An 18,086-nucleotide genomic window follows, 5' to 3' on the forward strand; every position below is an offset into this window, starting at 1 on the left:
GGTCGCCGTACGGCGGCGGGCCGATCCGGCCGGCGCCCGTCGGCTCAGCCGCCGGTGCCGGGAACGGGGAACGCGCCGGTGGCCCGGCGCACGATCTCGCCGTAGATCTCGGGATCGGTGGTGCAGTCGCCGAGGCGACAGGTCTTGCGGCTGCCGTGGTAGTCGCTGGAGCCGGTGGTCAGCAGCCCGAGTTCGGCGGCCAGACCGCGCAGCCGGGCGCGGGTCGGGGCGTCGTGGTCCATGTGGTCGACCTCGATGCCGTCGAGACCGGCCGCGGCCAGGTCGGCTATCGCGCTCTCCGGGACGCAGCTGCCGCGCTTGACGGCCAGCGGGTGCGCGAAGACGGTGACCCCGCCCGCGGCCCTGACGAGCCGGATGGCGTCGAACGGGTCGAGTTCGTGCTTCTCCACGTACGCCCGGCCGTCGTTCGCCAGCCACTGCGAGGTGAAGGCGTCGGACACCGAGCCGACGACGCCCAGCTCGACGAGGGCGGTGGCGATGTGCGGGCGCCCCACGGCGCCGTCGCCGGCGATCCGCGCCACGTGCTCCCAGGTGACCGGCACCCCGAGGTCGCGCAGCTTGCCGACCATGGCGCGGGCGCGCGGCACCCGGTCGTCCCGGACGAGCTCCCGCTCGCGGGCGAGCTCCGGCTCTTCGGGGTCGAAGAGGTAGGCGAGCAGGTGCAGGCTGACGCCGTCGAGCCGGCAGGAGAGCTCGGCGCCGGTGACCAGCGTCAGCCCCTCGGGCAGCGCGGCCCGCGCCTCGGCGTGGCCGCCGACGGTGTCGTGGTCGGTCAGCGCGACGACGTCCAGACCGGCGCGTGCGGCATTGCGCACCAGCTCGGCGGGGGTGTCCGTACCGTCGGAAGCCGTGGAGTGGGTGTGCAGGTCGATACGCACGGCACGGACTCCAGACTTCTGCGGGACGGATACGGCGGCGGGGACGGCGGACGGGCGCCGGGCCGCGGGACACCGTAAGGACTACTCGTGACTACCGGGGACTACAGAAGGATACCGGGCGGCCGGACATGCCCGCGTCAGCCGATCATCCGGCGCCCCGGGGCCGCCGGTCAGCTCAGGATGCGCGGCGACAGTGCCCCGCACGGCAGCAGATCCACTTCGGCGCCCGCCTCGCGCAGATCGGTCAGCACCAGCTCGTCGTACAGCAGCACCCCCGACCGCTCGGGCCAGGCGATCGCCCACAGCCACAGCCCGCGCGCCTCGCCCGCGAAGACCGCGCGGTCCGTGGGGGCGCCGTCGACGTGCCACAGCGGGGTGGGCCGGCCGGCGGCCAGCACCTTGGCGTGCGGCGACTTCTCCACGCACATGTGGGCGCCGGGGTCCGGGCCGTCGATACCGGCGTAACGGGCACCGAGGCCGACGCCCAGTTCCTCGGCGACCAGCAGGAGTTCACCGGGGCCGCCGAGCGGGCCGGGCCCCGAGCAGGCCACGGCGGTGGCCCGGCCGCCGCTGCGGTCGTCGCCCGCGCAGGCCACGCCCGTGAACAGCCAGCCCACGGGCAGCGGCCAGGGCATCCAGACGGGCACCTGCGCACGGTGCACGACAACGCCGAGCGCCTCGACACTCGGCGGGACGACCGGCTGGAGCGGGTGCACGGTGCCGTGCGCGGCGCACTGCCAGGTGTCGGAAAAGAGACCGGGCGCCCGCACCCGGCCTCCGCACTTCGGGCAACTGGGTTCGCCCCTCATAAGGACCAACGGTCCTCCTGGGCCGCCGTCCCGTCAAGGACGATCACTCGACCGGTGTGCCCCGAATCGCGTACCCGGCCGCACACTTGGCCGTATTCCCCACCCCGCTCCCGACCGTCCCAAAACCAGTTGCCATTCGCATCCATTAGGGCGCCTAAGCAGGTATGCGCACAGGCCGACGATCGCCGGAAGTGGTCGGCGACCGGGTCCCGGGTCAGTCCAGCGGCACGCTTCGGCGCAGCGGATCCCGCAGATCCGTCCCCTGCCGGAGCCAGCGCTCCTCCAGCGCCTCGGCGCCGTGCACCCGCTTCCAGGCGGCCTCGTTCGGTGTCATCGGCAGCAGCGGCAGGAACCGCACCGGATCCATCGGCTCATCCAGCTCCAGATCCTCGACCAGCCCGCCGGGCGCGCTCACCAGGACGGAAGTGAACGGCGCCCCCGGCCACAGCGGATCGCCCACGTCCAGCGAGGCCCCCGGTGCCACGACCACGCCCTCGACCTGCGGGGACGCGGCGAGCACGGCCAGCGGGTGGAGCACCTTGTCGGTGTCGGCACGGCCGGCCCGTACGGACAGTAGGAGTTCGGCGCGGGGGCCGCGCACGGGGTCGGCGACGACAACCGACAGGGGCGCCGCGAAGCGGCTCGCCGAGGGGTGGTGGTCTGGCGAGGGGCCGGCCGGATCGGCCATCGGCTGGGCGGACATTCCGAGCGTCGCGTAGCGGACCACGTCGCTGTCCACGAAGCGGAGCACCTCGATGCGGTCGGTGCCGAGGAAGGTGATGGCGGCGCGGGCGTCCGGTTCGCCCAGGGCCGTACGCAGCCGGGCCTCGACCAGCTCAAGAACGTCAGACATACCGCGAGCATAGGCACAGCCCCGCGCGACGGCCTCGGCGGCGTCACGGATGTGCGGGGTCCGCGGTGTTGCGGCCCGGGCGTCGCCCCTGTAGGGAACGCGCAAAGGCGAGCGGGGGCGCGGCGGGCGGCTGATAGCCTTGCCGTCTGGTCAGGGAATGACGTCGTCCCCCAACGGGGACCGGCCGGAGGAGGTGGGGCTGCGGTGGATCCGAGTCGACCGTGCAGTACCGATAGTTCTCCCGTCGTCCCTCCCGCGCGGCGAATCTCCTGAGTCCGAGAGCTTCCGTACCCCGCCGTTCGGCGGTGAAACCGTGAAGTGCCTTTGCGCCGGATGCAGATGACGGAAGAGCGCCTTCGACTCTTACTTCCGTGATGTCCGCGAACTGCCGTCAGTAGTCCCCGCACGGAGCGCCGCCCGCTTTGCGGACGTACGGCCGATGACGCCTCGTACGTCCACGTTCCGGGCAGCGTTGCGCCCCGCGCCCGCCGCTGACGGTCGGCCCGAAGGAGCCTGCCATGTCGATGATCCGCGACCTGCGCGCCGCCGTCCGCCCGTCCCGGCGCCGTGCGGACTCCGAGTCCGCCGCCCCGGCGTGCGCCAACAGCGCGATCGTGGACTGCGGCGTCTACCGCGAGGGCCACCGGGTGCGCGAGCACCTCTCCCCGGCCGAGGCGATGGCCAGCGTGCGGGCCGACGGCGGCTTCACGTGGATCGGGCTGCACGAGCCGACCGAGGCCGAATTCGCCGGTATCGCCCAGGAGTTCGGCCTGCATCCGCTCGCCGTCGAGGACGCGGTCCACGCCCACCAGCGGCCCAAGCTGGAGCGCTACGACGACACCCTGTTCACGGTCTTCAAGACGGTCCACTACGTCGAGCACACCGAGCTGACCGCGACCAGCGAGGTCGTGGAGACCGGCGAGGTGATGTGCTTCATCGGGCGGGACTTCATCGTCACCGTGCGGCACGGCGGCCAGGGCTCGCTGCGGGCGCTGCGGCACCGGCTCCAGGACGACCCCGAACTCCTCGCCAAGGGCCCGTCCGCCGTGCTGCACGCCATCGCCGACCAGGTCGTCGACGGCTACATCGCGGTGGCCGGCGCGGTGCAGGACGACATCGACGAGGTCGAGATCGACGTCTTCAGCTCGGCCACCACCGGCAGGGGCGCGGGCGGCAAGGGCTCCGCCACCCGGGGCGGCGACGCCGGGCGGATCTACCAACTCAAGCGCGAGGTGCTGGAGTTCAAGCGCGCGGTGTCGCCGCTGCTGCGGCCGATGCAGCTGCTGAGCGAGCGCCCGATGCGGCTGGTCGACGCCGACATCCAGAAGTACTTCCGGGACGTCGCCGACCACCTGGCGCGGGTCAACGAGCAGGTGCTGTCCTTCGACGACCTGCTCAACTCCATCCTCCAGGCCAACCTGGCGCAGGCCGCGGTCGCGCAGAACGAGGACATGCGCAAGATCACCGCCTGGGCCGCGATCTTCGCCGTACCGACGATGATCGCCGGTATCTACGGCATGAACTTCCAGTACATGCCGGAGCTGCACTGGAAGTACGGGTACCCGGCGATGATGCTGGTCACGGTCGCCATCTGCACCGGAATCCACCGCGGGTTCAAGAGGAACGGGTGGCTGTGAGGCGGCGGGCGGTCGCACCGGCGGCCGGGGGTCCGGGGGTTGCCCCCGGGGGACGCCGCAAGAGGAACGGGTGGCTGTGAGGCGGCGGCGTCCCACCCGCTGGGCGCCGCCGGACGGCCGGCGGACCGCCGGTTAGGCTGAGCCGTATGACGGAGACCGTGTCGCAGGCCCTGCAGGATCGGGCGCTCATCGAAGAGGCCACGAAGAAGTCCGGCCTCATCTGGGTGCGCGGCACGACCGGGCCGGCGCGGGCGCTGTGGCACGTGTGGCACGACGGGGCCGCCTGCCTCGTCGGCGGCGGCAGCGGCGAGCAGCCGCTGGACGGTCTGGGCCTCGCCGACGGCGGAACGGCGACGGTCACCGTACGCAGCAAGGACAAGGGCGGCCGGCTGGTCGCCTGGCAGGCCCGGGTCCACGAACCGGCGCCGCGGAGCGAGGCGTGGCTGGCCGCCGTCGAGGAGTTGAGGGGCAAGCGGCTCAACGCGCCGGACGCGGACACCCTCACCGAGCGCTGGGCGCGCGAGTGCCGGGTGCTGCGGCTGGAGCCGGCCGGCGGGGCGGTACAGCGCCCCGGGCTGATGCCCGACGACGCGCAGGCCGCGCCGCCGCTGGCGTCGCCCGCGACCACCCGGCGGCCGCTTCCCGCCGCGCTGCCGAAGCTGCTGCGCCGGGGCCGCAGGGGCTGACCCGGCGGCCCGCCGCCGGGTCAGCCGGTCCCGGAGATCTGTTTGCCGAGGTCGACGGTCTGACCGGCGTCGGGGGTCTTCAGGTCCACGCTCTTGCCCCAGTCGTCGAGCCGGACCTCACCGGCGCCGCCCGCGCGCCGCAGCCGCAGCGGGTACGGGGTGCCTTCCAGGGAGACGTCCAGGGTGCCGCCGGAGCCGGAGCCGGCGGTGAGCCGGACGGTGCGGACGCCGTCGAGGCTGCCGTGTTCGCCGACGGCCAGTGCGCCGTGCAGCCCGAGGAGGCCGGCGAGCAGGGTGTCCTTGTCGGTGAAACCGCTGAAGCGCTGGTAGACGGGGTCTGTGGCGGGCACCTTGACGTACTTGCCGCCGAGCTTGGCGGCGGTCGCGGACGCGGGCCCCGAACCGCTCTTCTCGCCGGCCCAGAACGCCGCGTCCGCCTTCAGGTAGAGCGCGTCGCCGACCCGCAGCAGCTGGAAGCCGGCGGCCTTGGTGGACAGCTCGCCGCGCGCGCCGTTCTTCGCCAGGCGCATGTCCAACTTGTAGGTGCCGCCCTGGCTGACGACGTTCCCGGAGAGGTGGACCGAGTCCGCGCCCTTGGCCGCGGCCTGCGCCTTGGACTCGATGGTCGCGGCCGGCAGCTTGCCCACCCCGTTGGTGCCGGCGTCCGGATCCTCCGCGCCGCACCCCGCCAGCACCGCGGCCAGTGCCGCGCACACCGCCGCCACCCGCGCCGCCCGCCCCGTACGCGGGGGTGCGGCCGGCGGCCGGGGACGGGTGGCCGGGGGGATTGCAGTCACGTCGGCTCTGCCTCCTGATGCGGGTGACCTCGACAGCAGACCGCAGCGTACCTGGGCCGTACACGCGTTTCCGCCGGATGCGTGGCGGCCACCATACGGCCGTTTCCGCCGGGCCGGGGGCAACCGGTGCGCGTTAGCCTGAACCCGAACCCATGCGGCATCACGGGTCGACAGCGGCTCGTTCCGAAGCGTGTGCACGGACTGGACGGACGGAACGAAAGGGAGAAGGGCGGCGCTCTGCATGGCGGTGGTCACCCCCCGGGTCTTCGTCTCCCATCTCTCCGGCATCGCCGTGTTCGACCCCAACGGCGACCAGGTCGGCCGGCTGCGGGACCTGGTCGCGCTGCTCCGGGTCGGCGCCCGGCCGCCGCGGCTGCTCGGGCTCGTCGTCGAGGTGATCAGCCGGCGCCGGATCTTCCTGCCCATGACCCGGGTGACCGGCGTCGAGTCCGGCCAGGTCATCACCACCGGTGTCGTCAACATGCGGCGCTTCGAGCAGCGGGCGTCCGAGACGCTGGTGTTCGGCGAGCTGCTGGACCGGCGGGTGCGGCTGGTCGACACCGGCGAGGACGTCACCGTCCTCGACATCGGCATCACCCAGCTGCCGGCCCGCCGCGACTGGGAGATCGACAAGGTCTTCGTACGGCGCGGGAAGGGCGGGCCGCTGCGCCGCAAGGGAGAGACGCTGACCGTCGAGTGGTCGGCGGTGACCGGGTTCTCGCGGGAGGAGCACGGGCAGGGCGCGGAGAACCTGCTGGCCACCTTCGAGCAGCTGCGCCCCGCCGACCTGGCCGGCGTGCTGCACCACCTCTCCCCCAAGCGGCGCGCCGAGGTCGCCGCCGCGCTCGACGACGACCGGCTGGCCGACGTCCTGGAGGAGCTGCCGGAGGACGACCAGGTCGAGATCATCGGCAAGCTGAAGGACGAGCGGGCCGCCGACGTCCTGGAGGCGATGGACCCCGACGACGCCGCCGACCTGCTCTCCGAGCTGCCCGAGGAGGAGAAGGAGCGGCTGCTGACCCTGATGCGCCCGGAGGAGGCGGCGGACGTCCGGCGGCTGATGGCCTATGAGGAGCGCACCGCGGGCGGTCTGATGACCACCGAGCCGATCGTGCTGCGACCGGACGCGACCGTCGCGGACGCACTGGCCCGGGTGCGCGACCCGGACCTCTCCCCGGCGCTCGCCGCCCAGGTGTACGTCTGCCGGCCGCCGGACGAGACGCCCACCGGCAAGTACCTGGGCCTGGTGCACTTCCAACGGCTGCTGCGCGACCCGCCGTTCACCCTCGTCAGCTCCATCGTGGACACCGATCTGCCGGCGCTGCCGCCGGACACCCCGCTGCCCGAGGTGACCAGCTACCTCGCCGCGTACAACATGGTCGCGGCGCCGGTGGTGGACGAGAGCGGGGCGCTGCTGGGCGCGGTCACCGTCGACGACGTCCTGGACCACCTGCTGCCGGAGGACTGGCGGGAGGCCGAGCTGCACCGCGCCCCGCCGGCCGGGCTGACCGGCGTGAGGGCGCACGGGGAGGCCGGCGATGGGCGCTGAGGAGCGGGAGGGATCCCGCGAGCGGCGGGCGAACGGCGCCTCGGCGCTGCGCCGGGGCGGCGCCGGCGAGCGGCCCCCGGAGCGCCGCCGGGTGCGCCTGGACCTGCCACGGGTGCCGCGCCGCACGCTCTTCCCGGAGTACGACCCGGAGGCGTTCGGGCGGATGTCGGAGAAGATCGCCCGCTTCCTGGGGACCGGCCGCTTCATCGTCTGGATGACGGTCGCCATCATCCTGTGGATCGGCTGGAACGTCGCCGTGCCGGGCCATCTGCGGTTCGACAACTACCCGTTCATCTTCCTGACCCTGGCGCTGTCCCTCCAGGCGTCGTACGCGGCGCCGCTGATCCTGCTGGCGCAGAACCGGCAGGACAACCGCGACCGGGTCACCCACGAGCAGGACCGCAAGCAGAACGAGCGCTCCATCGCCGACACCGAGTACCTGACCCGGGAGATCGCGGCACTCCGGCTGGGCCTGGGCGAGGTCGCCACCCGCGACTGGATCCGCTCCGAACTGGAGGACCTGCTGCGGGAGCTGGAACTGCGGCAGATGATCGACGCGGAGAGTGACGAACGCGACCGCTGACGGGGCTTTCCGGAGGCCCCCTCGGGCGCCGTACCATCGGGGCATGGCCAACGACACTGCCCCCACCGCCGGCGCACCGAGCGAGGACGCGATCCGCGACGCGCTCGCGACGGTGAACGACCCCGAGATCCACCGCCCCATCACCGAGCTGGGGATGGTCAAATCGGTGGACATCGCGGCGGACGGCGCGGTGGCGGTCGTGGTCTACCTCACGGTCTCCGGCTGCCCGATGCGCGAGACGATCATCAGCAGCGTGCGCGAGGCCGTCGAGCGGGTGCCCGGTGTCACCAGCGCGGGCGTCGAGCTGGAGGTGATGAGCGACGAGCAGCGGCGCGAGCTGGCGGCCTCGCTGCGCGGCGGCACCGCCGAGCGCGAGGTGCCCTTCGCCCAGCCCGGCTCGCTGACCCGGGTCTACGCGGTGGCCTCCGGCAAGGGCGGCGTCGGCAAGTCCTCGGTGACCGTCAACCTCGCCGCGGCGATGGCCGCCGACGGGCTCAAGGTCGGTGTCGTGGACGCCGACATCTACGGCCACTCCGTGCCCCGGATGCTGGGCGCCGACGGGCGGCCCACCCAGGTCGAGAACATGATCATGCCCCCGTCGGCGAACGGCGTGAAGGTCATCTCGATCGGCATGTTCACCCCCGGCAACGCCCCCGTCGTCTGGCGCGGCCCGATGCTGCACCGCGCCCTCCAGCAGTTCCTCGCCGACGTGTACTGGGGCGACCTGGACGTCCTCCTGCTGGACCTGCCCCCGGGCACCGGCGACATCGCCATCTCGGTGGCCCAGCTGGTGCCGAACGCCGAGATCCTGGTGGTCACCACCCCGCAGCAGGCCGCCGCCGAGGTCGCCGAGCGGGCCGGTTCGATCGCCGTGCAGACCCACCAGAAGATCGTCGGCGTCGTGGAGAACATGTCCGGGCTGCCCTGCCCGCACTGCGACGAGATGGTCGACGTCTTCGGCACCGGAGGCGGCGAGCGGGTGGCCGAGGGCCTGACGAAGACGACCGGCGCCCAGGTGCCGGTGCTCGGCTCCATCCCGATCGACGTCCGGCTGCGCGAGGGCGGCGACGAGGGCAAGCCCGTGGTGCTCACCGACCCCGACTCCCCCGCCGGCTCCGCGATCCGCGCCATCGCCGGCAAGCTGGGCGGCCGGCAGCGCGGCCTGGCCGGCATGTCCCTGGGGATCACCCCGCGCAACAAGTTCTGACGGCCGGGGAGCCGGCCACCGCGCTCCCTCCCGTACGACTCCGCAGGACTCTGTAGACCGCGGAAAGGGCGGACCCGCCGGCGGGTCCGCCCTTTCCCTTGCCTCCGGCTCAGCCCGCGTACGCGCTCAGGTCCTTGATCACCGAGAAGCCGAGGCCGTACGCGCTCATCCCCCGCCCGTACGCGCCGAGGTGCACGCCCTCGCCTCCGTCCACGCCGGACGTGCCGGCCAGCACCCAGCCGTACTCGGACTCCCGGTAGCAGAACGGCGTCGGCTCCCCGTCCACCGGGAGCATCAGCTCGCTCCAGCTCTCGCCTTCGAGGTCGTCGGCCAGCTCCCAGGCGATCATCGTCTGCTGGTCCAGCCAGTCCTGGCGCAGCGACCGGTCCATCTGGGTCGGCCAGGTGTGCGCGAGCAGCCCGGCCCCGGCGAGCCAGGCGGCGGTGGAGACGGAGGTGGCCTCCAGGACACCGGTGCCGTCGGCGCTGCGCCGTACGGGCCGGCTGGCGACCGTCACCACCACCGCGAACCGCTCCGACTCCGGGGTCTCCACCTTGATGGTCGGCTCCCCGCCGTGCCCCGTCGCACCGTGCTCGACGGTGCCGTCCGCGGCCGAGCCGACCTGCATCAGCCACCGTGGCCCGGTGTACGCCTCGTCGAGGCCGTACCACGGGAATGCGGCCAGCAGATAGCCGTCGGCCTTCCGGCCGGCATCGGCGGACACCTCTTGGGTGACTGTCCGACTCGTCGTCTCCATCTGCGCGGAGCCTCCTTGTTGCCCTTCGTCGTGGGCGGCCCGCCCCCCTCAGGCGACCTCACCCCGGACTCCGGGAGCATAGCCAGTGCGGTCAACACAGCCGGGCATACAGAAGTATCAGGTGGCGTCGGCGTCGAACGGCGGAGACTCGCGGTGGGCCGGGTCCGCGCCCTTCTTGAGCAGGTCGGGGCGGCCGGCGGCACCGGCCGGCGACTCCTCGGAGAGGTGCGGACGGGAGCCGTTGGAGGGAGCGGACGAAGCCGTCGAGGCCGCCGCGGAGACCGACGTGGACTCCCGGACGGCGTCGGTGACCTCGGCCATCTCCTTCTTCAGGTCGAGGCCGCTGCGCAGCTCCTGGAGCTCCTTGAGGCCGTACTCGTCCTTCTCCAGGACGTGCTTGCGCACGAAGTTCCTGGGCTTGAGGTCCTCGAACTCGAAGTCCTTGAACTCCGGGCCCAGCTCGCTGCGGATGTCCTCCTTGGCGCTGTCGGAGAACGCCCGGACCTTGCGGATGAACCCGGTCACGTCCTGGATGACCTTGGGCAGCTTGTCCGGCCCGAAGATGAGCACCGCGAGGACCACGATCGCAATCAGCTCCAGGGGTCCTATGTCGAAGAACACCTTGCGACTCCTTGGGTAATCCGCGGCCTTCGAGGGCCTATGGGCCTGGCCACCTCTCACGGTACCTGGCCCGATACGTCGGGCGGGAGTCGCCCGCACCAACACCGTACAAACGATCAGCCCTGGCTTGAGGAACCCAGTGTGAGCCGAACGGACCGCTCGCTGCCGCCCCGCTGAAGCGTCAGAGTGAGCATGTCACCGGGCCGGTGGCTGCGGATCTTGACGATCAGCTCCTGTCCGCTGTGTACCGGCACACCGTCCACCTGCGTGATCACGTCCCCCACCTTGATCCCGGCCTTCGCGCCCGGCCCGCCGGGGACGACCGGCGGCTTGCCGTCCTTGGTGCGGTCGCTGACCCGGGCGCCGTCCCCGGCGTACTCCATCTCCAGCGTGACCCCGATCACCGGGTGGGTGGCCCGGCCGGTGTTGATCAGCTCCTCGGCCACCCGCTTGGCCTGATTGATGGGTATGGCGAAGCCCAGGCCGATGCTGCCGCCCTGGCCGCCGGCGCCGTCCGGCCCGCCGGTGCCGCTGTCCGCGGCCCGGATCGCGCTGTTGATGCCGATCACCCGGGCCTCGCCGTCGACCAGCGGACCGCCCGAATTACCCGGGTTGATGGGTGCGTCGGTCTGCAGCGCGTCGACGTACGACACGTCGCTTCCGTCGCCCTTCTGCCCGCCGGCGGTGATCGGCCGCTGCTTGGCGCTGATGATCCCGGAGGTGACGGTGTTGGCGAGGTCGTAGGGCGCCCCGATCGCCACCACCGGATCACCGACCTGCGCCGCGTCCGAGTCGCCCAGCGTCAGCGGACGCAGCCCGGTGACGCCGTCCACCTGCACGACGGCGAGGTCGTAGCCGCCATCCCTTCCGACGACCCGGGCCTTGGCGGTCTGCCCGCCGCTGAACGTCACCGATATCGCGCCACCCGATCCGGCCGCTTCGACAACGTGGTTGTTGGTCAGGATGTGGCCCTGCCGGTCGAGGACGAACCCGGTGCCGGTGCCCTGCTCGGCGTTGCCGCGGACGTGCAGCGTCACCACGCCGGGCAGCGCCGCCCGCGCGATCCCGGCGACGCTCTGCGGGCTGCGGCTGCCCCGCTCGCCCGTCGCCTGCGGCAGCTTGATGTCGTCGATCCCGCCGTTCCGCTCGATGTACGCGCCGACGCCGCCGCCGGCCCCGCCCGCCAGCAGCGCGAGCACCACGGCGCCGACCGCCATCGGGACGCGTCGGCCGCGCCGGGCCCGCGGCGGTACGGCGGCCGGGCCGCCGTGCAGGGGCGCGCTCCAGGGGTCGTACTGCTGCCAGGCACCCGGGACGGCCGACGGCCGGAGCGGCGGGGGCGCGGCGGCGTACGGGGCGGCCGGGGGCACGGGCACGGGGCGGGGGCCGCCGTCGCCGGGGTGCGGGACGAAGGCGCCCTCCGCGGGCTCGTGCGTCAGCTGCGGGCCGGAGGGCGCGGACGCGGGCGCGGCCGGGGCTGCCGGGGCGGGCGGGTGCGGGCCGCCGGGGTGCGGTACGGCGTCCTGCGGGGCGGCGGGGGCCGGTACGGGGCCGCCGGCCTTCAGGAGCTGCGGCCCGGGCGCGGCCGGGCGGGGGTGCGGGGCGTCGGCGGCCGCGGTCCCCGCCTCCGGCGGGAGCGCGGTGCCGTGTGCGGGGGTCGCCATCGGCCGCTGCACCAGCGGCGCGGGCGCCCATGGCCCGGGACCGCCGTACGGGGGCGTGCCGTACGGGTCCTCGGGGTGCAGCGGCTGCGGGCGCCGGGGCGCACCGCCGGCGGCCTCGGCGGGAACGGTGGGCTGGGGCTGCGGGTCGGCGGCGCCGCGCGGTGCGGGCTCCGTCGGCGGGTGCGGCTGCGCCTCGTCCGGGGCTCCCACGGGCACCTGACCGAGCGTCACGGTGGCGGCCTCGCGCTCCGCACGGGGCGCCGCGGCCCCCTGCTCCGGACCCGCCGCGGCCGGTGCCGGGTCCGCCGCCGGGCCCGGTATCGCCCCCGGCGCGGCGGTCAACTCCGGTGCCTCAGAAGCCTGTTCGGCCGCTGCGGCGGTGCCCGCCGGGGCCGCCGCGGCCGCCGCCGCAGCCGCTCCGGCCGCGGGGCCGGCGCTCCGCTGCGCCTCGGGCCGGTCGGCCTCGGCGGGCGGTTGCGGGCTCGGGGTGTGCCCCGGCCGGCTCCACCACTTCAGCTTCGGGCCGGCGGCCCCAGCGTCGTCCATGCTCTCCCCAACAATTCGCCCGCGGTCACGCGCGGGCCAACGCCACCCGGGGCCGTCCGGCGACGTGCCCCGGGGGCACGCGCCCGCACAAGAGCGCGCCGCCCGACAGGGATTCAACCAGCTCCGCGCGCAACTGCGCAGATCCCGGTCAGTGCGAACCGCGGGCGAGGGGTCCGGCGGAGGGCGCCGAGCCGAGCAGGGGCCGCATCGGCTCCAGCGGCGGGAGCGGGTTTCGGCCGGCGAAGGCGGTACCGGTCGTGACGGTCAGCGGTGCGAAGCCGTACGCCGACGCCGGACCGGTGGCGGCTATCAGAGGTGCGAGGCCGAAGCGTCCGGGCGCCGGGCCGGCCACCGGGACGCCGTCCGACGGGCGGTTCTCGCCCGGGGCGTACAGCGCCATGGCGCTGGGGGCCGGGGCGATGGTCGGGTCGCCCACCGCGGGCCAGGCGCCGGGACGCGGATCCCGGGTCGTCAGGAACTCGTCGCGGGACAGCGGGACGGCACCGGCCGCGGGGCTGGCGCTGAGCGGGGTGACGGCGCTGCCGCTGCCCTCGGCACGGGGGCCGGGGGCGTCGACGGCCGCCTCCAACGGGAGGGCGCCGCCGAGCGCGAAGGCCGCCAGCGAGACCGCGCCGGCCGCCGCGAAGGCGAACCGGCGGCGCTGCGGTGCGCCGCGCTCCGGCTCCTGCACCCGGAAGCCGCGCGTCCGCGGCTGCGGGGGGACGGCGGCCATGGCCGGGCCGAGGTGGTTCTCCGACGGGACATAGCGGAACGAGCCGCCGCCGCGAGCGAATTCACTGCGCCCGAACGTGCCGGTGCCGAGCCGGCTGCCGGGGCCGCCGGCGTCGCCACCGGGCAGCTGCTGAAGGCGCGCCAGCAGCCCCTCGGACGGGCCGGGGGGCGCGGTCTGCGCGAATACGTTCTTCAGCCGACGCTGGGCGTCGGCCTCCGCCTTGCACTTACCGCACGTCGCGAGGTGCGCCAGCACCCGCTCGCGCGCGTCGTGCCCCAGTTCGCCGTCGACCAGGGCCGCGAGGCGGTCGCCGAGATGCTGCTCGGCGGGGGACGGACCGCCACTGCCGCTCACGCGATTCCGACCTCCCTTGTGGGTACCACGGCCAGCGACCGCTGTTCCTCGCGCTCTTCGGCGCGCGCCGCCGGGGAGCGGTGCTTGAGCGCCTTGCGCAGGTGGGACCGGCCTCGGTGGATGCGGCTGCGGACCGTGCCGAGCTTGACACCGAGGGTCGCGGCGATCTCCTCGTACGACAGGCCCTCGATGTCGCAGAGCACCACGGCGGCGCGGAACTCGGGCGCGAGGGTGTCCAGCGCCTGCTGCACGTCGGCGTCGAAGTGGGTGTCGTTGAAGTGCTGCTGCGGTGAGGGCTCGCGGCTGGGGAGCCGCTCGGCGGCGTCGTCACCGAGCGCGTCGAAGCGGATGCGCTGGCGGCGGCGGACCATGTCGAGGAAGAGGTTGGTGGTGATGCGGTGCAGCCAGCCCTCGAACGTGCCGGGGGTGTACGTCGACAGCGAGCGGAAGACGCGGACGAACACCTCCTGGGTCAGGTCCTCGGCGTCGTGCTGATTGCCGGTGAGGCGGTACGCGAGGCGGTAGACCCGGGCGCTGTGGGTGCTGACGATCTCCTCCCACGTGGGCGGGGTCCACGCCTGGGCATCCGAGGTGTCGGCGAAGGTCGCGGTGCGTGCGTCGGCGATGGGGGCCCCTCCCATGGCCTTGGGGCCGTGAGGGCGGAAGCGGTCAGCGGTGTTGGTCACGGATTTCGGCTCGGCGAACGACCGTCGCAAGCGCCTGTGCACTCTTCGGTCACCCGCCGCAGCCGCACCTCCCCTGGTGGCTCTGGTGGTGTCCAGTAGAGCCCCTACCATATCCACCTCGCCCGTTAGCTCCGGATAAGCAGTTTTGACCAGCATTTGGTGCTGCTTCTGTTCCTGCGGTGTTTCTCGCCTGGTGTCTTGCGCGGTATTCACCGGTGCGTCCCCCCGTCTCTCCCCCTGCCCTTTCCTAACGCCCGGTCCCATCTGCGGGTTCCCGCACACAGCGGATACAGTCACGGTTGCGTCAACTACGGGGACAGGAGAGGGCCATTACCGGCAACCGGCAGACGAACTTGGCATTCGCCGAGGCGTACGGCGCCGGGACCATCGACGAGGCCGCCGACGACGCTCTGCGCTGGTCCCGCGCCCGCGCCCGGGAGGCCGGGATCCGCGCGGTGACGACCGGCACCGGCGCGGCCCTGCGGCTGCTCGCCGCCACCGCGGACGCCAAGGCGGTCGCCGAGATCGGCACCGGCACGGGGGTGTCCGGCATCTATCTCCTGCACGGCATGCGCCCCGACGGCGTGCTGACCACCGTGGACCTCGAACCGGAGCGGCAGGCGTTCGCCAAGCAGGCTTTCCGCGCGGCGGGCTTCGCCGGGAACCGCGCCCGCTTCATCCCCGGCCGGGCCCTCGACGTCCTGCCGCGCCTCGCGGACGGCGGCTACGACCTCGTCTTCTGCGACGGCGACCTCATGGAGTGCCTCGAATACCTCGCTGAATCGTTGCGGCTGCTGCGCCCCGGCGGCCTGGTGTGCTTCCAGGGCGTCTTCGCGGACGGCCGTACCGTCGATTCCGCGGAGCAGCCGACGGAGGTGCTGCGGCTGCGCGAGCTGCTGCGGGCCATACGGGAGAGCACCGTGCTGGTACCGGCCCTGCTGCCGGTGGGCGACGGGCTGCTCTGCGCGGTCAAGCGCGGCTGAACCGCGGCGGACCACCGGGACGACCGCGAAGGACGGCCACGAAGAGACGGCCACGAAGAACAGCGGACCGCACGGACCACGGAGACGAATCGGCCCCGGCAGGCGGCACGCCGGTGTGGCGCGCCGCCTGCCGGGGCCGGGGTATTCGGCTGGAGGTACCGGGGGTCAGCCCCCGAAAAACCGCAGCGGTTTCTCCGCCCTCGTCAGACGGTGACCTTCTCCAGGGCCTCACCGAGGGCCTTGGCCTCATCGGGGGTCAGCTCGACGACGAGCCGACCGCCGCCTTCGAGCGGAACGCGCATGACGATGCCCCGCCCCTCCTTGGTCACCTCGAGCGGGCCGTCGCCCGTCCGCGGCTTCATGGCCGCCATGCTCGTTCCCCTTCCTGAAACCAGCTCATCTCAGCCGACGGCCTTGATAGGCGCGTGTCACCGGCATCGAACACATTGCTTCCAGGCCATTATCCCGCATCGAACGACCCGATGACCAACATCAGGGGGCATCCCTTTTGCAACGCGCTCCCGCAAACCCACCCAATTCGGGGAGGGGGCTGCCATACTTCGCCACTCCTCACCACCCGACGCGCCCGCAATCTTTGACGTACGTCACACGCCGACGGCGGATGATCTCCGGCATCCTGAGCGCTGGCTGCCGCTACCGGGCAGTCCAGAGCCGCGACGGAGGGGACTCCCACTATGGCCGACACCGTGCTCTACGACGTGACCGACGGACTCGCGACGGTCACCCTCAACCGCCCCGACGCGATGAACGCGATGAACACGGAGGCGAAGGTCCTGCTCCGGGACATCCTCCAGGAGGCCGCCGCCGACGGGGCCGTACGGGCGGTGCTGCTGACCGCCACCGGCCGCGCCTTCTGCGTCGGGCAGGACCTCAAGGAGCACATCGGCCTGCTGGCCGAGGACCGGGCCACCGGCACGGGCGCCACCATGAACACCGTGCGTGACCACTACAACCCCATCGTCACGGCGTTGACCGAGATGCCCAAGCCGGTGGTGGCGGGCGTCAACGGGGTCGCCGCGGGCGCCGGCGCGGGCTTCGCGCTCGCCGCCGACTACCGCGTCGTCGCCGACACCGCCTCCTTCAACACCTCGTTCGCGGGCGTCGCGCTGACCGCCGACTCCGGGATGTCCTGGACGCTGCCGCGGCTGATCGGCCACGGCCGAGCCGCCGATCTGCTGCTCTTCCCGCGCACGGTCGGCGCCCAAGAGGCGCACGAGCTGGGCATCGCCAACAAGGTCGTCCCGGCGGACGGACTCGCCGACGAGGCCGCGGCCGTCGCCCGCCGGCTGGCCCAGGGGCCGACCGCCGCCTATGCCGCGATCAAGGAATCGCTGGCCTTCGGCGCCGCGCACTCGCTCGCCGAGACCCTGGGCAAGGAGGACGAACTCCAGGTCCGCGCCGGGGCGTCGGAGGACCACCACATCGCGGTCGAGGCGTTCGTGAAGAAGGAGAGGCCGACCTTCCTGGGGCGCTGACCCCGGACGGCCCGGCGGTTCAGCCGGCCGCCGCCTCCACCACCGCGCGCGCATGGCAGTCCACGAGATGGTCGTTGACCAGGCCGCACGCCTGCATCATGGCGTACGCGGTGGTGGGGCCGACGAAGCGGAACCCGCGCTTCTTCAGATCCTTTGCGAGCGCGATCGACTCGGGGGTGGTGGGCTGCACGTCGCCCACGGTGCGCGGCGCGGGGCGACCGGCCCGGTCGGGGGCGTAGGACCAGATGAGGGTGTCGAGCTCGCCGGGGGCCAGCTCGGCGGCGATCCTGGCGTTGTTGATCGTCGCGGCGATCTTGGCGCGATTGCGGATGATCCCGGGGTCGGCGAGCAGCCGCTCGGCGTCCGCGTCCGTGAACCGCGCCACCGCCGCGATCCTGAAGTCGGCGAACGCGGCGCGGAATCCGGTGCGGCGCCGCAGGATCGTGATCCAGGACAGCCCGGACTGGAACGCCTCCAGGCTCATACGCTCGAAGAGCGCGTCGTCGCCGTGGACCGGCCGGCCCCACTCCGTGTCGTGGTACGCGCGGTAGTCCGCCATCTGCTCGGACTCCATGCCCCACGGGCAGCGCGGAACGCCGTCGGGAGCCGTCACCACACCACTCATGCCTGCCCCTCCCCTTCTCCTTCGCCACCGGCCACCGGGCCGCCCGGGGCCGCCGGCCCGCCGGGCGCGTCCGGGGTCCCGGGCCGCTCGTCCCTCCCGGCCGGTCCGCTCGCGGGCCGGGTGTCCTGCGCCGGGGCCGGCCGGGCCGGGCCCTCGGGCGCCGGGGCGTGCTGCGCGCCGGTGTCCTGGATCAGGCCGGAGCCGCCCATGGCCGCGGCATGCGCACCCGCCAGCGCCGCCTCCAGCTCGGCGATCCTGGCGTCCCGCTCGGCCAGCTCGGCGCCGAGGCGGTCCAGGACGTCGTCGACGTCGTCCATGCGGTAGCCGCGCACGACCACCGGCAGCCGGACGGCGTCCACATCGGCGCGGGCCACCGGGCGGTCCTGCGGCAGCGGGTCGTGCAGCCGGTCCGGTTCGGTGTCCCGCAGTCCGCCGCCGTCCCCTCCGGCGTCACCGCCGCCGACGACGACAAGCGTGACCGCGGCGACCACCACGACCATCGCGATCAGCATGAACCAGAACACGACCAACTCCCCGGACTCTGTGTCTCCTCCGATCGTGCCATGCGGGTCTGACAGTTAGGGTCGCTCCCGGACCACGG

Annotated in this window: 19 protein-coding genes; 7 read left to right on the plus strand and 12 right to left on the minus strand. The window is 73.5% G+C overall.

Going from position 1 to position 18,086, the window contains the following annotated elements; all coding sequences use genetic code 11:
- Positions 1-44 precede the first annotated feature (44 nt).
- From GR130_RS33540 to GR130_RS33550, 3 genes are all read right to left on the minus strand, one after another.
- Positions 45-899, minus strand: a complete 855-nt coding sequence (locus GR130_RS33540) for a PHP domain-containing protein (protein ID WP_159508180.1) — start codon at positions 897-899, stop codon at positions 45-47.
- 170 nt (positions 900-1,069) lie between these two features.
- Positions 1,070-1,708 (minus strand): DUF6758 family protein, encoded by a 639-nt coding sequence (locus GR130_RS33545; protein ID WP_159508181.1) that lies wholly within the window; start codon positions 1,706-1,708, stop codon positions 1,070-1,072.
- Positions 1,709-1,922: 214 nt separating this feature from the next.
- Complete coding sequence (locus tag GR130_RS33550; protein ID WP_159508182.1) at positions 1,923-2,561, minus strand: suppressor of fused domain protein; 639 nt, start codon at positions 2,559-2,561, stop codon at positions 1,923-1,925.
- 518 nt (positions 2,562-3,079) lie between these two features.
- Here GR130_RS33550 and GR130_RS33555 point away from each other — a divergent pair.
- Complete coding sequence (locus GR130_RS33555; protein WP_159508183.1) at positions 3,080-4,198, plus strand: magnesium and cobalt transport protein CorA; 1,119 nt, start codon at positions 3,080-3,082, stop codon at positions 4,196-4,198.
- A gap of 146 nt (positions 4,199-4,344) precedes the next feature.
- On the plus strand, positions 4,345-4,884 hold the full coding sequence (locus tag GR130_RS33560) for a hypothetical protein (RefSeq protein ID WP_159508184.1): 540 nt from the start codon (positions 4,345-4,347) through the stop codon (positions 4,882-4,884).
- A 20-nt stretch (positions 4,885-4,904) separates the two neighbouring features.
- Here GR130_RS33560 and GR130_RS33565 read toward each other — a convergent pair whose 3' ends face one another.
- The gene (locus GR130_RS33565; protein ID WP_236573778.1) at positions 4,905-5,681 is read right to left on the minus strand and encodes a hypothetical protein; all 777 of its coding nucleotides are present in this window, start codon (positions 5,679-5,681) and stop codon (positions 4,905-4,907) included.
- A 241-nt stretch (positions 5,682-5,922) separates the two neighbouring features.
- Between GR130_RS33565 and GR130_RS33570 the strand changes: the two genes are divergently transcribed.
- Genes GR130_RS33570 through GR130_RS33580 form a run of 3 tightly spaced genes read left to right on the plus strand, consistent with a single transcriptional unit; the run spans position 5,923 to position 9,020 of the window.
- Positions 5,923-7,230: a magnesium transporter MgtE N-terminal domain-containing protein gene (locus GR130_RS33570; protein ID WP_159508185.1), complete on the plus strand. Its 1,308-nt coding sequence runs from the start codon at positions 5,923-5,925 to the stop codon at positions 7,228-7,230.
- The gene (locus GR130_RS33575; protein WP_159508186.1) at positions 7,220-7,813 is read left to right on the plus strand and encodes a DUF1003 domain-containing protein; all 594 of its coding nucleotides are present in this window, start codon (positions 7,220-7,222) and stop codon (positions 7,811-7,813) included. Before GR130_RS33570 ends, GR130_RS33575 begins: the two co-directional genes overlap by 11 nt.
- A gap of 43 nt (positions 7,814-7,856) precedes the next feature.
- Complete coding sequence (locus GR130_RS33580; protein WP_159508187.1) at positions 7,857-9,020, plus strand: Mrp/NBP35 family ATP-binding protein; 1,164 nt, start codon at positions 7,857-7,859, stop codon at positions 9,018-9,020.
- 109 nt (positions 9,021-9,129) lie between these two features.
- On the opposite strand, the gene GR130_RS33585 is transcribed toward GR130_RS33580, so the two are convergent.
- The 5 genes from GR130_RS33585 to sigE form a co-directional block, all read right to left on the minus strand.
- Positions 9,130-9,777, minus strand: a complete 648-nt coding sequence (locus GR130_RS33585) for a hypothetical protein (protein ID WP_159508188.1) — start codon at positions 9,775-9,777, stop codon at positions 9,130-9,132.
- A gap of 117 nt (positions 9,778-9,894) precedes the next feature.
- Entirely contained in the window at positions 9,895-10,398 is a 504-nt protein-coding gene (locus tag GR130_RS33590; RefSeq protein ID WP_159508189.1) for a sec-independent translocase, read from the minus strand.
- Positions 10,399-10,514: 116 nt separating this feature from the next.
- A complete protein-coding gene (locus GR130_RS33595; RefSeq protein WP_159508190.1) occupies positions 10,515-12,608 on the minus strand; it encodes a trypsin-like peptidase domain-containing protein in 2,094 nt (697 codons plus the stop codon).
- A gap of 148 nt (positions 12,609-12,756) precedes the next feature.
- The gene (locus tag GR130_RS33600) at positions 12,757-13,695 is read right to left on the minus strand and encodes a zf-HC2 domain-containing protein (protein WP_159508191.1); all 939 of its coding nucleotides are present in this window, start codon (positions 13,693-13,695) and stop codon (positions 12,757-12,759) included.
- Positions 13,692-14,381 carry an RNA polymerase sigma factor SigE gene (gene sigE, locus GR130_RS33605; protein WP_443043712.1) on the minus strand — a complete coding sequence of 230 codons (690 nt, stop codon included), beginning with the start codon at positions 14,379-14,381 and terminating at the stop codon, positions 13,692-13,694. Before sigE ends, GR130_RS33600 begins: the two co-directional genes overlap by 4 nt.
- A 299-nt stretch (positions 14,382-14,680) precedes the next feature.
- Here sigE and GR130_RS33610 point away from each other — a divergent pair, with 299 nt between their 5' ends.
- Positions 14,681-15,364, plus strand: a complete 684-nt coding sequence (locus GR130_RS33610) for an O-methyltransferase (protein WP_159508192.1) — start codon at positions 14,681-14,683, stop codon at positions 15,362-15,364.
- Between the two features lie 203 nt (positions 15,365-15,567).
- Here GR130_RS33610 and GR130_RS33615 read toward each other — a convergent pair whose 3' ends face one another.
- Positions 15,568-15,735, minus strand: coding sequence for a DUF3117 domain-containing protein (locus GR130_RS33615; RefSeq protein WP_003985072.1), 168 nt, complete (start codon positions 15,733-15,735; stop codon positions 15,568-15,570).
- 324 nt (positions 15,736-16,059) lie between these two features.
- On the opposite strand from GR130_RS33615, the gene GR130_RS33620 reads away from it, so the two are divergent.
- Positions 16,060-16,860, plus strand: a complete 801-nt coding sequence (locus tag GR130_RS33620) for an enoyl-CoA hydratase/isomerase family protein (RefSeq protein ID WP_159508193.1) — start codon at positions 16,060-16,062, stop codon at positions 16,858-16,860.
- 19 nt (positions 16,861-16,879) lie between these two features.
- Here the strand turns inward: GR130_RS33620 and GR130_RS33625 are convergent, their stop codons facing one another.
- Positions 16,880-17,485 carry a DNA-3-methyladenine glycosylase I gene (locus GR130_RS33625; RefSeq protein WP_159508194.1) on the minus strand — a complete coding sequence of 202 codons (606 nt, stop codon included), beginning with the start codon at positions 17,483-17,485 and terminating at the stop codon, positions 16,880-16,882.
- Positions 17,482-18,009 carry a DivIVA domain-containing protein gene (locus tag GR130_RS41125; RefSeq protein WP_236573779.1) on the minus strand — a complete coding sequence of 176 codons (528 nt, stop codon included), beginning with the start codon at positions 18,007-18,009 and terminating at the stop codon, positions 17,482-17,484. The genes GR130_RS33625 and GR130_RS41125 overlap by 4 nt, the downstream gene beginning before the upstream one ends.
- Positions 18,010-18,086 lie beyond the last annotated feature (77 nt).

The sequence above is a fragment of the Streptomyces sp. GS7 genome (genome assembly GCF_009834125.1).
Classification (GTDB): Bacteria; Actinomycetota; Actinomycetes; order Streptomycetales; family Streptomycetaceae; genus Streptomyces.

Excerpts from the sequence above, each read along its gene's own strand:
- GR130_RS33545 (WP_159508181.1), bottom strand. The coding sequence starts at position 1,708 with ATGAGGGGCGAACCCAGTTGCCCGAAGTGCGGAGGCCGGGTGCGGGCG.
- GR130_RS33550 (WP_159508182.1), bottom strand. The coding sequence starts at position 2,561 with ATGTCTGACGTTCTTGAGCTGGTCGAGGCCCGGCTGCGTACGGCCCTG.
- GR130_RS33555 (WP_159508183.1), top strand. The coding sequence starts at position 3,080 with ATGTCGATGATCCGCGACCTGCGCGCCGCCGTCCGCCCGTCCCGGCGC.
- GR130_RS33560 (WP_159508184.1), top strand. The coding sequence starts at position 4,345 with ATGACGGAGACCGTGTCGCAGGCCCTGCAGGATCGGGCGCTCATCGAA.
- GR130_RS33570 (WP_159508185.1), top strand. The coding sequence starts at position 5,923 with ATGGCGGTGGTCACCCCCCGGGTCTTCGTCTCCCATCTCTCCGGCATC.
- GR130_RS33575 (WP_159508186.1), top strand. The coding sequence starts at position 7,220 with ATGGGCGCTGAGGAGCGGGAGGGATCCCGCGAGCGGCGGGCGAACGGC.
- GR130_RS33580 (WP_159508187.1), top strand. The coding sequence starts at position 7,857 with ATGGCCAACGACACTGCCCCCACCGCCGGCGCACCGAGCGAGGACGCG.
- GR130_RS33585 (WP_159508188.1), bottom strand. The coding sequence starts at position 9,777 with ATGGAGACGACGAGTCGGACAGTCACCCAAGAGGTGTCCGCCGATGCC.
- GR130_RS33595 (WP_159508190.1), bottom strand. The coding sequence starts at position 12,608 with ATGGACGACGCTGGGGCCGCCGGCCCGAAGCTGAAGTGGTGGAGCCGG.
- GR130_RS33615 (WP_003985072.1), bottom strand. The coding sequence starts at position 15,735 with ATGGCGGCCATGAAGCCGCGGACGGGCGACGGCCCGCTCGAGGTGACC.
- GR130_RS33620 (WP_159508193.1), top strand. The coding sequence starts at position 16,060 with ATGGCCGACACCGTGCTCTACGACGTGACCGACGGACTCGCGACGGTC.
- GR130_RS33625 (WP_159508194.1), bottom strand. The coding sequence starts at position 17,485 with ATGAGTGGTGTGGTGACGGCTCCCGACGGCGTTCCGCGCTGCCCGTGG.